This is a genomic window from Geomonas edaphica (genome assembly GCF_004917075.1).
Classification (GTDB): Bacteria; Desulfobacterota; Desulfuromonadia; order Geobacterales; family Geobacteraceae; genus Geomonas; species Geomonas edaphica.
In genome coordinates this window covers 1,422,769-1,437,673 of the sequence record NZ_SSYB01000001.1, presented here as the reverse complement: position 1 = coordinate 1,437,673, position 14,905 = coordinate 1,422,769, and the positions used below count along the sequence as shown (strand labels likewise).

The window sequence follows — 14,905 nt, the reverse complement described above, 5'->3', positions numbered from 1 at the left end:
CATCTCTGTCAGCATCAAGGGCGAAAGCTACCGCCTCAAGGAGAAACTCAAGGCTGGACTGCTGGCTAAACACATCGAACAGTCATAACCAAGGGGGGGACTTTTCGATTACCGAAAAGGGGTACTTTTCAATTACCGTTGACAAGGGCTGGCGTCGTGGTGCAAGAATGACGCTCTTGGGGGTAGGGTGCGTGGTTGATCGAGTAACCGCTCTATCGGTGCAAGGCAGCTTCAATGTCCTTTTCCAGGCTTTCCGGTGTGGTCGTTGGTGCATAGCGTTCCAGCACCTTGCCGTGTCTGTCAACAAGGAACTTGGTGAAATTCCACTTTATGGCCTCGCTCCCGAGGAGCCCTTTAGCCGCCGTCTTCAGGAACTGAAACAGCGGAGCTGCCTCAGGACCGTTGACATCGATCTTGGCGAAAAGGGGGAAGGTAACGTCATAGCTCAGCGAGCAGAAGTTTTGTATCTCCGCAGCGTCGCCCGGCTCCTGTGCGCCAAATTGATTGCAGGGGAAACCGAGCACGACGAATCCTTGTGAAGCGTATTTCCGGTACAGAGCTTCAAGCCCCTTGTACTGTGGGGTAAAGCCGCATTTGCTGGCCGTGTTGACGATAAGCATGACCTGGCCACGGTATTCGCCCAGAGTCTTGGTCTCTCCGCCAGCTGTCTGCACCGGTATTTCATATATGCTCACCATGTTGGCGCTCCTTGCCTTTGGGTGGCGGTTAAAAGCTGGTATCAGTATCTCGTATGGCTTCATTCAACGGACGGTGCTGCGTTTCTTGTGCTCAACAAGGAGAAACGCATTATTTCATAGGGTGTCCCCCTGTCACTAGGGGCTGTAACCTCCGGCTACGCGGGTCCATATTATATGGCTGGCCCCCATTGTGGCCGCAACTTCTCGCGCCTCATTTTTCGCGTTTTGCATGCCTGCCGAGGCGGCTACATTGGGAGAGGGGGAGTTGAGATTTTGACTTTCTTTCTGCAAATCTCAAAATATCAACAACGTCCCTCAGGGGCCATCCTTTGATGCCGCGTTCTGCAGTCGAAGGGGGTCCCACCCGATGCAGGCAGCTTTATAGAAGCTGGTCTTTACGGTATGTGGCGCATGGCGCGTCTGGTTGCCCCGCCTTTGGGCGGTGTCTAACCGGCTGATTGGCATCTGATGGACACAGCTTAAGCCGCGGCGCCTAGTATGCAATTAACAACTCGTCTAGGAGGTCCTCCAGAATATCATCTGGGGATTCTCCTGATTCCTTCCTCTCGATCATCTCCATCAATTGTGCATCAGAAACGATGAGGATAAGACGTTGGTCGTTCCGGAAGCGCCGCAATTGTGCTGCGCTAGCACCTTCGTTGCCTCCCTTTCTACTTACAATGATAAGGAAGCGCCCTAAAGCTTTATTGGCATATGTAGCAACATCATTTACGACTTCTCCACCAATAGGATCAGCATAATTTTTAAAATCAACGATGATAAAATCTGCATCAAAGCGATCTCCTATTCGCTTGAAGAATCGGGTTAACCTATTGTTGCGAAACAGCACGTCACGTCGTTCAACGCCATCTTCGGTACGTGCCTGTACTCTGGGCTCCCCAAGATCCGTTGGAAATAGAAACTGTAAAATTTCAACTCCAAGATCTTCATATGATCGAAAATGCATCTGCCCTGAAGAGCAAGCCTTCAGCCTTGCTTCGTATCTTACCCTTTCGGAATCCCTGTTAGCCCACTCTGCCTGGATTTGCTCTACAGCTTTTGCGTATGGGTTAAAATATTTCTGCATTATTTCTGGATGCGTGTGCAATAAGAGGTTAAGCACCGCTCGATCCCAAACTCTTATGCGTGGACTTTTTACTACGACGTGTTTACCGATTGACGTTAAATCACCGGATGTTACAAGGCAGACAATGTCAAATGGTGAGTGAAGCTGCTCCAATGCTTGTTCGGACTCTCTTACGACTGCCGCAGATGCGCGGTCAATTTTATAATGCTTTAGCTGAAATCCCCAACTCTCTTCACGTACAAACCTACCAGGCTCATCAAGGTACACTTTTCCGAAAAAATCATATTCTTGACCATCGCCTTCGGTGCCGCCCACGTTAATTCCTTCTGCGACAGCAAGTTCTCGGCATAACGCCTCAAATTCATTTCCACTCAGAATTTGCCAAAAGACTGCTAATGCCTGTTCGAATGCAGCACGAGCTCCGGCAGCCCTTGCCTCCTCTTCATCGTATGCAAGGTACCTGAAGTTGAACGACATCAAAGGGGTATGTAGTCTCTTTTGGATATCAAAAATATTAATTTCGTCCAGAGGGGGATCAAAATCATCAATACTAAGAACTTTTACGGATGGATGGGAGGCTGGCCTGTGGCCGACGATTACCCCATTCTCGCCTAGCCTGACTACTGTGGACTCATACGGGTAAGAAGCATACAACGACAGGGCATTTGCCACATCTCCAAAATATTGCTCCACAGATTCCCGATAGAACTGCCAATACCGCTCGACATAGAGGACTAATGTCTCGTTGGATGGGGGGGCGTACCCAGCGGGAGCATCGGAAAGGAGGTCATCAGATGCTGCAGCCCTAGGATCAACATGAGAAGGGGGATAACTTTTCATTATTTTCGTATCCTCTGCAAATTGCCAACGGCGAGGGGGGCGCACCAGCGCGTCTGTTTGGGGGGGGACTTAGGTAACATATGTAACTTATTAATCTGGGTCCGGTCTTAGATGCACCAAACAATTCGTTACACATGTTACCTACGTCCCCTCGGCCCCACGTCCCTCTGTGTCCCTAACAATGGGGTGATCGCTGCTGCGTTGAGTCGGGATTTCAGTTGTCGAATTTGGAAAGCACTTCGCCAACTAATAACCTTTCTTTTTTACCTTGTGGATGTTGAACAATAACTATTTTCGTCCCCTCAAATTGTGCAACACCTTCGACGAAGGTTGTATCTGATGGCTTAGAATATTGAATCCCAAGCTCCTCCAAAAATGGCTTGGCCCAATTCAAGCCAGTAAGCATCAGAACATTATTGGGCTTATATGTTTTCAATTCTGACAACAACAGCTCTGCGCACGCTTTAAATTGAATTTTTTGCAATTTTCCTGACGGATTGCCCTGTTCACTGTGTGAAAGTTTGTAAAGGTTGCTCCAGACTAAGAAGGAAGGCCAATCGTTGCTACCAACATCTGCTATATTAAGTCCTTCCACAGTCTTTTTTGCTACTCTCCAGTAAGCAGATGTTCTTGTTTTGTACTTATTAGAGGAGTTTTCCTTTCCATCCCAGATATCGGTTACCCATAGCATCGGACACCTGTTTAGTCTGGTGACGTCCTCTAACGTTTCCTTAGATAAACTCATTGCGTCGCTTGATGCTTTTCCCTCAGGGGACCAAGTAGTCCTCCAGCCATTGACTGCTCTTCCCACTATCATTAATTTCCCGTCGTATAGATCTCCCTTCATAGATAAAAAACTTGAAAGTTCATTTTCAGGATAGGCATCGTGGTTCTCATTTGCCAGAGCTATAGCTTTCGCTAAAGTTTCTACTTCATCTTTTCGCATTTATTGCCTCCTATGATCTTGTTTTTCAGGCCAGTTGGTTGTTGCTGTTGCCTGTGGTATATCAGGGCGGAGGGGCAGTGGTAAGTTGTGTAAGTCATTTGTCTCCAGACCCTTGTCAGCCTCTCTATTGCTAGACGTTCTGATCTTGAGGAGACATGAACACCCCTCTTTATCAGTTAAGAGCAATCGAGGTAATTATCCACTTTGCCGTATCATATTGTGCTGCAGGCAAAGTGAACGAGCTGACCTGTATTTGAAAGGTCTTAACAGGGTCAGGGTCTACTGCCCAGTTGAGAGACCTATCAAATATTGTCGTATCATCAGGTGCTTTTGCAGCGTAAAGAATGGTCAGATTTGCACGGGACCCGCCAGTATTTGAAGCTGTAAATTTCACTCCGAAAGTCACTGTGGTGGAAGTTCTGAAGATTTCAAACGGTTCCAAAGAAAGTATTTTGATGTCGCTTACTACTGCTGCAGGTGGTTGAACATATAACCCAAGGTAGCTATTGATTACCTGTTGCACCTCGGTAATTGATACCTTGCCGTCAGCGTTGAGATCGCCAGGGGGCGCTGCAAATAAAGTAGATGCTACACATAGCATCAGTGCAATGGTGACAGAGATAGTCTTAATAACGTCCTCCTTTAGGGACCATAAATGAGGGGCATCGTGAAAAGAAGTGGACGCCCATGAAATTATGCGTTACCCGTCACTGTATCACGGAAGAAACGCATGAATCATTGGCGTACCCAAGCACGGGGTAAAGAGGGACGCCCATGAAATTATGCGTTTCCCATTACCGTATCACTGAAAAAAGTATGATTCATTGACGTACCCAAGTACGTTCTTTCCACCATCGTGGATCTTTTAGGTTGATACTTTAAACAATGCCTGTTTGAGCCACCCATATCCGCTTACCAGAACAATACCTGCAAGAACCAGTATTGCTCCGACCAAAAAGCTAAGTTCGATAGGTTCGTTAAGCAACACCGCCCCAAATGTTACTCCAAAGAGCGGTGTCATAAATGAGAAGACGCCCAGTCTAGATGCTAAGTAATGACGCAGCAGCCAAAACCAGACCAGGAGACTGGCAAAAGACATGATTACGGACTGGAATAAAAGACTACCCCAAGCTAACAGAGTCGGATTGAATCTAGTCTGGCCCAGACCAATAGCCGCCAACATTAATAAAGTAAAAGCACCAATCAATTGATAAAGCAAAGTTTGGCTTACTGGAGATTTAGCAAGGATGGAACATCGAATCACTACCGTCGTTGCTCCCCATGAAACTGCCGCAAGAACGGCAAGAAAGTCACCGAACATCATCTTTGACAGTGATGGGCTCGCCCATTGGGGGCCGCGCCAGAAAAACGCTATGAAGATGCCGCCGAAAGCTAGCAATATTCCAGCCCACTGGAGTGAATGCAGCCGCTCTGCCGGTAGTTTCCAATGGAGGCCAAGGCCCGCAAAAATGGGTGCGGTGTACAGAAAGACAACCGAGTGTGAGGCTGTCGTATAGCGTAACCCTTCGCCCAGAAGCAAATATTCGAGCGCAAACAGAAAACCTACCAACAGGCCGGCGCGCCAAGTACCGTCATTGAAAGAAATCCGCTCCCCCCGAAAGAGCATCAATAGCCACACTAAAATTGCAGCTATTCCCGAACGCAATGCGACCAACATGATCGGCGTAACATCGGGTGCAGCCGCCTTGAATACGACCTGTTGTAACCCCCAGACCACACACAGAACAACCATCAGCCCCATTGCTTTACCGTCTATTGCCTTGCGAGAATCCATTTACTTCCTCAACCCCTTCAGTTCATCAGTTCTTCAAATGTAAATCGGCTTGGCAACAGAGCAAAGGGGACGTCTCCTCCAGCCCAAAACGAGTTCACCGCGCCCTCTGCTCTCTCAGTCACTCTTCACCACATTAAACAGAGGGGCTTGGGGGCGGTATCCTTTATTTCGCTCTTTTTCGTCTAGCCAAGTGCTTGTGGGGTGGAGGGGGCGTAGTTAGTTGTCATTGCGTATTGGCTACGCCTCTCTCGTTTTTCTGATTCTAGAACGATTCGCCATGAGGCGGCTGCAAAACTCTTCTTCGGTTAAAACTGTTTTCCTGGGATCGTGCACCCCAATGCTGTGAGTTAGAACTTCATCCCCGGTAGCCAAAAGATCGTCGGCAAACCCAGCTGACAACAAGGCTGCTTCATATAATCTGTCGAGTAGTTGCTGATATTCCGGCGACAAACGATCATACGACTTGCCTTGCCACCACAGTGTTTGGCAGCTTTGCCATGCTTCGTTTCTTGTTTGGCCAATAGCCTTGGCTTCTTGGCCTGACATCATGCAGATCCGCTTTTGCATTTCGGGATCGTCAAACTTAAATGCCTGAAGCGGTCCCTCTATACAGGCACATTCAATATTGTCTAAGACAAAAACACGTGGCGTAAAATTTGATAGTTTTCCGCCCAAGCCCGTTGTGTAGCCACCTACATCCATAAAGCACCTCATAGTTCCTGATCTAAGGGGACCTTGTTGAGATTCCGGTTTTCGTAAAGGTCAGATCGAATCTCAAAAAAAACAAGGGCGTTCCCTACGCCCTATATCTGGCTGGGCTTGTCATCATGGTGACAAGTGCAGGTGGGGCTGTAGGAGCCGTCGCAACAGACGGCCCTGCCGTCGGAACAGCCGCAGACACCGCCGTGCCAGGAACAGCAGCCACGTCGACCAAGTTCGTCCTTTTCGGACGAGGTGGCCTTGCAAAGCTCGTACTTTGCGGGCGAAGGCGCCAAGATGGATTGGGGGTTCTCAGGTGCGGTGAGCACAGAAGGCAATTCCGCAGCGAAAGCGGTACCGGCGGAGAGAATGACAGCGACGGTGAGCAGAGCCACTTTTCCCATTTGTTCCTCCTCAATGAGTCACACCAACTGTCATAGCTGGTTGCTATGACAATTAGGACAATATAACCCAGCTGCCAGTACAATAAAAGTTTTTTATGCGCCGGTTAATTATTGGGTGTTGTTGACCACGTTGACACACGGTCTGGTGATCGCATTGCTTTTTATGGAAGTTGCGCGAGCCCTATGACTCCCTGAACTCACACCAAAACCGAGCAACGAAGTCAAAAGCAGGAGCTGTCGTGCAGACGTAACAGGTTGTCATGCGGAGTTAGGCGTGATCAATGTAAATGTACTTGTGTCTATATAATGGTTAAATCTAATTAACATTAAAATGTTAGCATGGTCAAACGTCTTTTTTGTATATGTCTATATTGAACGTCATTGTGCTGAAATCATTGGAGGGGAATCATGTCTGAAAGATCAACAAAGTTTTGCACTGACTGTGGCGCTGAGATTAGCGTGAGGGCTGAGATATGCCCGAAGTGTGGTGTAAGGCAGATGTCATGCCTGGCAAACGGCACCAGCAAGAAAATTACTGCGGGAATTTTGGCCCTTTTTCTGGGTGGGTTTGGTGTACATCACTTTTACCTGAAGCACGTGGGGAGAGGGTTCCTCTACCTGATCTTCTGCTGGACCTTTATCCCTGCGATCGTGTCGTTCATCGAAGCTATCATCTATCTGACCACCTCCGACGAAGAATTCAGTCGTAAATACGAATAAAGGAGACCTTATGTTTGGATTTGGATTGCCGGAGTTGATTGTTCTGCTTTTTACTCTCACCCCTCTTGTTCTTTGGGTTGTTGCCTTGGTAGATATCATCAGGTCTGAGTTCTCAGGGAATAACAAGATCATCTGGATTCTGGTCGTTGTGCTCCTTCCTCTTCTAGGGGCAATTCTTTACTTCTTCGTCGGCAGGAAGCAAAAGGTGACATCTGCTTTTGATTCTGTCACAGCTTCTGGCAGAAGATTTTGTAGCGATTGCGGTGAGGAGGTGAATCCTAGAGCCGAAATTTGCCCCAACTGTGGGGTAAGGCACGGTTCGCAAAGACGGTGATAAGCGTGGTGTTATGCCAAAGAAGAAAAGCGGAGCTATTCAGCTTTAAAAGTCTTATCTTTCACGGCGTCAAGGAGGCAAGTCTAGATGGATGTAAAAATGAAGTTTTGCAGTGATTGTGGTGCACAGATCGCCCTCAAAACAGAGATCTGCCCTCATTGCGGCGTCAGACAGATACATAAGAGCAACAAGATTTTAAAAGTTTGTCTAATCGCGATCTGCGGTGTCCTTCTTCTCGGTATGTCTGCTGTCCTTATCACGTTCTTTACCATTTCCGGAGAAGAAAAGACCAAGCGAGTTCCTCTGGATGAAAAGCATATGCCTGCTTACGAACTGTTCAAAAAGACGCAGAGTAAGATGGAAGTGGACAAGGGGTGTCCCACCTGCCACTTCGAACCAGGCGGAGTTCCCTTCCCGCCCAAACATCCAAAAGCTGGCGACGGACCGATGCGATGTCTATTCTGCCACAAACTGAAACTGGTCTAATCTGCCTGTTCCACCCCCTGCAGTAACACCTACTAAAACAGCACACAGGCGGTGCTGCATATTCCGGATACTCCGCGCGGCTGAAGGTGAGACTAGGAAGAAGGAGGAGGGGACGGATGGCGGAGGGCGGAGGGCGGAGATTACCCCAAAGGTGATCTCCGCTGTCCTAAAATCAAGGGTGGGAGAGGGGAGGGACCGCAACCTGAGTCAGATACGCAATGTCGTCCTCATTGCCGCCACAGGTGGAGAAACCGCTAACGTGGAACTCCATTGTTGCGTGACCGGTGACAGGTTTGTTTATCACCCCTGTCCCAGTCAGAGTGCCGCTGCAGCTTTCTCTCGTGAGCGCGATGGTAACATCAATATTGTTGCCACTTATAGTGCCTGCTATGTCACCGAATGCGCCGGTCGACGCAAAATAATTACCCGATAAAGATGCACCGCTCTGATTAAGGGTGATCGACACGCTAGAGGAAGACGTTTCAGGTACTTGGCTATTGGCCTGATTAACGCTTGGGATAACCCCATTCCATACTCCCGTCGCATTTACTGACGGAGGTGCTGCTTCCTGTGTTGCTCCGCCATCACCGCCGCCACATCCCGCCAGCGAAAGAAGAAGTCCAGCAACTATCAACCATTTCATAGCATTTCCACCTGTCTTTGTGCCGTTCACCTATTTGTGCTCTGGTGGTTTAGAATTCAGGAGTGCTATCCATCCGACATGATTGTCGTCTGCTCCTTTGTCTCCGTAGAACTCTCATCCAATTAATTCGTTTTGATAAGTTTCGATCAGTCGGAAACTCGGCACTATACGAAACAGGGTTTTCAAGTCCTCGGGTGATTGCTGTCGTATATCTTTTCCGCGATAAAGAAAGGCATCATCCTTGTCACCGTGTGAAGTTTCGGCTCCTCGCAAAATGTTCAATTTTACTAGTCGAGCCAACTCCTCTTGGTACATGAAAAAATTTCGTAAATGTGTCACGATTATCTCATTTTCTCCTGTTTCGTGTTTGGTTAACACTTCATCAATTAGGCGATTTAGTCTGCTTCGAGCCGCAATAGCATCATCCATAACAGGCAACCACTGGGGGGTATTTTCACGAACTAATGACAAAAAAAATAAAGTTCTTGCCCTGTTATATTCAATAAAGCCGGGCCACATGATGTCATCGCCACTCACACTGAGTGCCTTTTCAAACTGCTTGCAAGCGTTGTCCAAATACATTGCAGAATCTTCCAACAATTCAGATGGCATCGTCTTAATCTCGTTAACAATTTTACAAATGCCTGAAATCGACATTATATCTGAACTTTGCATGTCAAAAAAGTTTCTGATTAAATGTATGCCTTTCTTGTTGTAGTATAACCCGAGGTAATTATGGTAGATGGTTTTAGTAACCGAATTGCGAAGGATTGGGCCCCGTACCTGAAGTAAATCACTATGAATATTGAAATTACCATCTGCAACAAACTTTTGGTATGAAACTATGCCTTTAAAAAGTTTTATTGTTTCACTGATTTGAATTGAATTGCCTTTGCTGAGAGAAATTAAATCCTTTTGCTTCTTATCTAATTTTTTTAAAATACTGGACATTCGTGACCTGTACGAGTCAATATCAATGTCATTTGCATTAAAGATTGCTGGAAATAGCACTATTACATCAACCATGTACTGTAGTGTGTCAGCAAATTGTACAGCTGTTTTAGATTCATTATTTAACTTGCACTCGATCTTTTTAAAAAGTTCTCTTTCTAACTCCAGTTCATTCGTACATGTAAACTGCTGTATCAATTCTGGTACTGATATAACATAATTTTCATTGTCTAGAATGTTGCCTTCCATCTTACTAATACTGTTGACGCTGTCAATGGAGGTGTATGTTTTTATAGAAATATATAAAGCCAGAATAGCAATGCAAAATCCGAGAATTGAAACTTCATAACTAACTAGATCTTTTCCGTTCTTGTCCAAATAGATTAAGTACGACAAGTAAGCTGATATCGTAATCATCAACATCATTAATAGACACAAGAGTTTGCCTGGTTTCATATATCGCCCTTATGAGATCTGCCGTCAGGCTTGCAAATTATCAAAGTCAACGGGAACCAACATCAAATGGTGTCAGCTCCCTCAGGCCTCTTCTAAAGGTCATCCACTTTGCGCCATTACGGCTGTGGATACCTTTTCCTCTAAACTATGTCAGCTCCACATACATGACAAACGTTAGCACCATCAGCAACCTTGGCGTTGCATCTTAAGCAATCTCTTTCTTTTGTCACCTTTCGTAACTCACCTTTAAACCACTCTCTATAAAGAAAAGTAACAGTAAGGAGTTTGCCTTCAGATTCCTACTGCAAAACATTTACTATTTGTTTTTCATTTAATCCGTTTTCTCGGATGAAGTCGTTCAGTGCTTCTTCAACTTCGTCTGATTTCGAGGTCAAAAGGCCCAATCCTGCACTAAAAGTAAATATTTTGGCCTTTAATGGCATCTTGCACCTTTCTGACGTTCTTAAGATCATACTCAACCGCTCAAATGTCAAGCTGACTTGACGGCTCCATTCCCTAAGACTTTGTTGCAATTACATAAACATGCTTTTCAGGAAACTGGTCCAACTCCAGGTGCATTACAGTCAGTCCGTTCTCTATCAGGGCTGCAAGATTGTCATTTATACCAATCGAGCTGTAGTAGAATTCGTCCTCCTGCCACACATCGGTATGCTCACCGACCGCATTGCCGAAGGTGTACATCAGGACACCCCCCTTTTCGAGTAGAGAAGAGAGCTTGTCGATGACCGGCCGGTGCATTTGTAACGGCAGGTGAAAGATGCTGTCCCAGGCGATGATGAGGTCGAACTTTTCGCCAGTTTCCCACGTGCAGATGTCCGCCACCTGGAAAGAACCGTTCGGATGATTCTCCATCGCCAGAGCTATCATCCTTTCGGAAACATCCAGCCCCGTCACGGCAAATCCGTGCACTTCCAGCTCACGGATGATCCTCCCGCCCGCACCACAGCCGACATCGAGTGCGGACCTGCCGCCTGGTACGAACTTGAGTGCCAGATCAAGCTGTTTCAATCCGTATCGAGAATCCCGGTGGTTCTCGTGCCACCACTGGGCGATCCTGTCGTATTTTTTGCCGAGCTCTTTGGAGTTCACTTTAGCTCCCTTGAAAGCGCAAAGGGTAGTTAGGGCCTGGAGACCTTCAAGAGACGGTCCCCTGCGCCTTATACCATAAATCTTTAATGATTAGAAATGAGAAATGGAGCTGAGCTTGGTGGACCGGCGCGGACGATGAAGATCGTCAGCGGTATGCAAGTATTCTTGAGCTGTGCTTGTATAAATTTTGAAGGCATAAAATTCAATCATATCAAATGCACGTGTAGGGGGTTTGGTATGCTTGCGGTGGAAAAACCCTATGTCTGAGTAGGAGTTAGATATCAAGCTGTCGGTCCCCTTGTCGATACATTCTCAATACCAAGACGTCGTCGTACATATTCAAAAGAACGTGCGGCGATAAACAACTGCCGAAGCTGCGGTGTAACCAAAGGAACAGGAGGCAACATGAGGTGGGCTGATATTAAAATGATGGGAAAGCTGCTTACTCTGGCGTCGTTTGGGACCATTGCCCTGGTGGCTGTCGGGGTGATGGGTATCGCGAACTTGACTCACTCCAATAATGATGTCCACAGCTTAACTTCGAACGTTCGCGAGGTGACGATATACAGTGAACTGAAAGAGCGGTTACTCATGGCCCGCCTTGATGTTACTTACATGATGGCTCTTGAAGACAACGAGAAACTGAACGAAAAGTACAAGGATTACCAAGCCCAGATCGGCAAGATCCGTGAACTCGTGAATAAAATGAAGCAGATGGGATTGGATGATAAGGAGAGAAAATATCTTGTGAGTTTTGCTGAGGGGTGCGATGCGTATGATGCGCAGGGCCTAAAGCTTGCCAACATGATACTTGAAGCCCGCAAGGCGGGCGATCGTGCTGCAATCTTGGAGGCGATAAATTTCGGCTCGTCGCAGGTTGCACCGCTTTACCAGAAGCCGGCGGAGGCCATCACCGAACTCTATAAAAAAGGGGTCGATGACAGCGATGCCATCTCACAAGAGGCCGACAGGTCGACACAAAAGGAAATATTTGTCTTCATAACGGTCATACTCCTTGCGGTCTTAGGATCGATCGTCATTGCAACGGTAATCGCTCGAGGAATATCCAATACCCTGAAAGAGGTGTTCGATACCATGGCTCGCATTGCAGACGGTGATCTCCTCGCACGCTCTACTATACTTTCCAAAGATGAAATGGGGATGTTGGGGAGCGAGATGAACACCATGGCTGAAAAGTTGACGGGAATCATCAGAAGGCTTGCGGGCAACAGCATGTCGGTCTCCTCGGCCGCGGTGCAGATGAACGCTACCGCGGAGCAGATGGCGACGAGTACCGAGGAACTCGCCTGTCAGGCAACCACCATCGCCACCTCCTGCGAAGAGATGGCCGCGACCTCGTCCGACATCGCCCGCAACTGCCACATGGCGGCGAACGATTCGTCGCGCGCAAACGAGGCCGCGGTGGATGGGACCAAGGTGGTCGAGCAGACGGTCAACGTCATGGAGCGTATAGCGGTGAAAGTGAGATCCACCGCCGAGACGGTCGAAACTCTCGGCGCACGCTCGGATCAGATCGGCCAGATCATCGGAACCATAGAGGATATCGCGGACCAGACAAACCTCCTCGCGCTCAACGCGGCAATCGAGGCGGCAAGGGCGGGTGAACAGGGGCGCGGTTTCGCTGTGGTTGCCGACGAGGTGCGTGCACTGGCAGAACGAACTACCCGTGCGACCAGGGAGATCGGGGAGATGATCCAGTCGATCCAGGTCGAGACGAAAAACGCGGTCGCGGCGATGAACGAGGGGGTGCGGGATGTCGAGCAGGGAACCATCGAGGCCTCGAAATCGGGCCAGGCTCTGGAGCACATTCTTCAGCAGATCGTTAGCGTGACCAGCCAGGTCAACCAGATAGCGATCGCCGCGGAAGAACAGACCGCGGTAACCATTGAGATAAACAACAACATCCAGCAAATAACCGAGGTGGCAAACCTGACGTCCAAGTCATCGCACGATGAGGCTTCGGCGGCGCACCAACTCGCACAGCTAGCCGATGACCTGAAGAGCATGGTGGAGGAATTCAAGTACGCCTGACCGTATTGACGGTGACGACACCGGATGCCCGGGCGAGGCCTGCAACGCTCAACTTCGCAAGCCTCGTCCCCGCTTTCCACCGTCCCGGCGTCCTGGAGCGTTGAGAGCGGCTGCGGGACTTTCAAATCGCTTTTGCCTGCGTTGAAATCCGTCTCCCGAGTTTTAAACGCGGTCCGGTCCTTTTGTTTTCGTTTTTTCTCGTTTCAAATTCACTTTTTGGATTTCAAACGCAGCTTCCCGAGTTTCAAATCGTCCTCTTGTGATTTGAAATCATCATTTTGAAAAACAAACGCGGCTTCCCGCGTTTGTTTTCATTTTTCGTCGCGAAAACTTTTTTTCCCGAAAAACAAAACGGGCCTCCGCTTTTTAAAATCGTCTTTTTGAAAAACAAACGGGGCTTCCCGCGTTTATTTTCATTTTTCATCGCGAAAACATTTTTTACCGAAAAACAAAACGAGCTTCCCCGTTTTGAAATCGTATTGGGCGCGATTTAAACACGCCTCCCGAAGTTTAAACGACGGTCGAGGTGTTTGTTTTTATTTTTCTGCGCTTCATTTCTCGTTTTTGAAATTCAAACCTCTTTTCTCACGTTTGAACTCGTCTTCCCTTCGTTTGAAATAAATTTTTGGATTTTGAACGCGCGCTTCCGGCGTTTGTCGCGCTTCTGACCCGCTTCGTTTTTTATCCGGGCCTTTCAACGAGTCTTGGTGATCTTTATCCTCGACGGGTGGCCTGAACTGCCAACTCCGGGAGTTGGGGCGCTGACTTGAAGCCTGGGGCCGGCATCGGTGATGAGGCTGGGCGCTGATTTGAGGAGGGAGGTGCGGCTTAGGCCCGCCGGTTTGCCGGCAGGCCCAAGCGTTGGGACAGGGGAGGGGGGCTACAGGACGATGATCGATGCGGGCTGCGACCATTTGCCGGGACCTTCGGGACCGTCGGTCCTCAGACGGACGTAATATCTGTTGGCCGGTTCCAGATTTCTGAGAATGATCCTGGTGCAGGTCTTGTGATGGCCGCCGGGGTTGTACCAGCTCTCCTCGGAGACCGGTTCTCCCTTGCAGATGTTGATCAGGTACGGCCCACCGTTCCTTGCGTGGGTTCCAAGGATAATGATGGCACCTGACTCGTTCTTCAGGTGTCGCAGCTCCACCAGGATCTCCGCTGCCTTGTGGGGGGTGGGTTTACGGAGAATCTTCTGGTGCGCTTCCTTGAGCGGCAGGTTCAGCATGTGCATGATGGTCGGGTCCTGCTTGTAGATGGCGATGGTCTTCATGTAGCTGACGGAGGAGTACATGTCGAGTTCGGAGAGGTCCCTTGCCGCCTGGCGCTGCTCCTGTAAGAGGGAATCTCCACGGTCCGCTCCGATGCTCAGTTGCTTCATGGTCGTGATGTGCTCTCTGTAGCGCTGGGGTGGAGCGATGTGCTCGGGGCGGTTCTGGTTATACAGTTCGCTGACCTCCAGGGCGTCGGCAAAACCGTTCAAAACCATGTAATATTCGGGGTAACTCAGCTTACGGAAATTTGTTTCCACTAGATCGTACCGATCGGGCATGGTGACCTCCTTGCTAAAATGTTAGTATACTTTAAGATATCAGAAGCCGCGCAGCTGTCAATTGCCGGAAGGAGGCTCGGTTTTTTGCACGTCACTTCAAGCAAGTGAGGCTACGAGGCGTCCGGTTTTGGC

Annotated in this window: 15 protein-coding genes; 4 read left to right on the top strand and 11 right to left on the bottom strand. The window is 48.5% G+C overall.

Annotated elements, in window-relative coordinates; all coding sequences use genetic code 11:
- Window positions 1-212: 212 nt before the first annotated feature.
- From E8K79_RS06235 to E8K79_RS06205, 6 genes are all read right to left on the bottom strand, one after another.
- The gene (locus E8K79_RS06235) at window positions 213-698 is read right to left on the bottom strand and encodes a glutathione peroxidase (protein WP_136513991.1); all 486 of its coding nucleotides are present in this window, start codon (window positions 696-698) and stop codon (window positions 213-215) included.
- Between the two features lie 493 nt (window positions 699-1,191).
- Entirely contained in the window at window positions 1,192-2,625 is a 1,434-nt protein-coding gene (locus E8K79_RS06230; RefSeq protein WP_136513934.1) for a restriction endonuclease, read from the bottom strand.
- A gap of 214 nt (window positions 2,626-2,839) precedes the next feature.
- Entirely contained in the window at window positions 2,840-3,571 is a 732-nt protein-coding gene (locus tag E8K79_RS06225; protein ID WP_136513933.1) for a hypothetical protein, read from the bottom strand.
- Window positions 3,572-4,436: 865 nt separating this feature from the next.
- Complete coding sequence (locus E8K79_RS06215; RefSeq protein WP_136513931.1) at window positions 4,437-5,366, bottom strand: DMT family transporter; 930 nt, start codon at window positions 5,364-5,366, stop codon at window positions 4,437-4,439.
- A 237-nt stretch (window positions 5,367-5,603) separates the two neighbouring features.
- A complete protein-coding gene (locus E8K79_RS06210; RefSeq protein ID WP_136513930.1) occupies window positions 5,604-6,068 on the bottom strand; it encodes an NADAR family protein in 465 nt (154 codons plus the stop codon).
- Window positions 6,069-6,169: 101 nt separating this feature from the next.
- The gene (locus E8K79_RS06205; protein ID WP_136513929.1) at window positions 6,170-6,469 is read right to left on the bottom strand and encodes a hypothetical protein; all 300 of its coding nucleotides are present in this window, start codon (window positions 6,467-6,469) and stop codon (window positions 6,170-6,172) included.
- Between the two features lie 408 nt (window positions 6,470-6,877).
- On the opposite strand from E8K79_RS06205, the gene E8K79_RS06200 reads away from it, so the two are divergent.
- From E8K79_RS06200 to E8K79_RS21485, 3 genes are all read left to right on the top strand, one after another.
- Window positions 6,878-7,189, top strand: coding sequence for a TM2 domain-containing protein (locus tag E8K79_RS06200; protein WP_135871009.1), 312 nt, complete (start codon window positions 6,878-6,880; stop codon window positions 7,187-7,189).
- A 10-nt stretch (window positions 7,190-7,199) separates the two neighbouring features.
- Window positions 7,200-7,523 carry a PLDc N-terminal domain-containing protein gene (locus E8K79_RS06195; protein WP_135871011.1) on the top strand — a complete coding sequence of 108 codons (324 nt, stop codon included), beginning with the start codon at window positions 7,200-7,202 and terminating at the stop codon, window positions 7,521-7,523.
- Between the two features lie 87 nt (window positions 7,524-7,610).
- Window positions 7,611-8,009, top strand: coding sequence for a hypothetical protein (locus tag E8K79_RS21485; RefSeq protein WP_246043736.1), 399 nt, complete (start codon window positions 7,611-7,613; stop codon window positions 8,007-8,009).
- A gap of 172 nt (window positions 8,010-8,181) precedes the next feature.
- Here E8K79_RS21485 and E8K79_RS06185 read toward each other — a convergent pair whose 3' ends face one another.
- The 4 genes from E8K79_RS06185 to E8K79_RS06175 form a co-directional block, all read right to left on the bottom strand.
- The gene (locus E8K79_RS06185) at window positions 8,182-8,652 is read right to left on the bottom strand and encodes a hypothetical protein (RefSeq protein WP_136513928.1); all 471 of its coding nucleotides are present in this window, start codon (window positions 8,650-8,652) and stop codon (window positions 8,182-8,184) included.
- A gap of 114 nt (window positions 8,653-8,766) precedes the next feature.
- Window positions 8,767-10,059, bottom strand: a complete 1,293-nt coding sequence (locus tag E8K79_RS06180) for a hypothetical protein (RefSeq protein ID WP_136513927.1) — start codon at window positions 10,057-10,059, stop codon at window positions 8,767-8,769.
- Between the two features lie 140 nt (window positions 10,060-10,199).
- On the bottom strand, window positions 10,200-10,289 hold the full coding sequence (locus E8K79_RS21735; protein WP_407925470.1) for a zinc-ribbon domain-containing protein: 90 nt from the start codon (window positions 10,287-10,289) through the stop codon (window positions 10,200-10,202).
- A gap of 286 nt (window positions 10,290-10,575) precedes the next feature.
- Entirely contained in the window at window positions 10,576-11,169 is a 594-nt protein-coding gene (locus tag E8K79_RS06175) for a class I SAM-dependent methyltransferase (RefSeq protein WP_136513926.1), read from the bottom strand.
- 405 nt (window positions 11,170-11,574) lie between these two features.
- Here E8K79_RS06175 and E8K79_RS06170 point away from each other — a divergent pair, with 405 nt between their 5' ends.
- Entirely contained in the window at window positions 11,575-13,221 is a 1,647-nt protein-coding gene (locus E8K79_RS06170; protein WP_162604603.1) for a methyl-accepting chemotaxis protein, read from the top strand.
- Window positions 13,222-14,101: 880 nt separating this feature from the next.
- Here the strand turns inward: E8K79_RS06170 and E8K79_RS06160 are convergent.
- The gene (locus E8K79_RS06160; RefSeq protein WP_136513924.1) at window positions 14,102-14,773 is read right to left on the bottom strand and encodes a fibronectin type III domain-containing protein; all 672 of its coding nucleotides are present in this window, start codon (window positions 14,771-14,773) and stop codon (window positions 14,102-14,104) included.
- Between the last annotated feature and the right edge of the window lie 132 nt (window positions 14,774-14,905).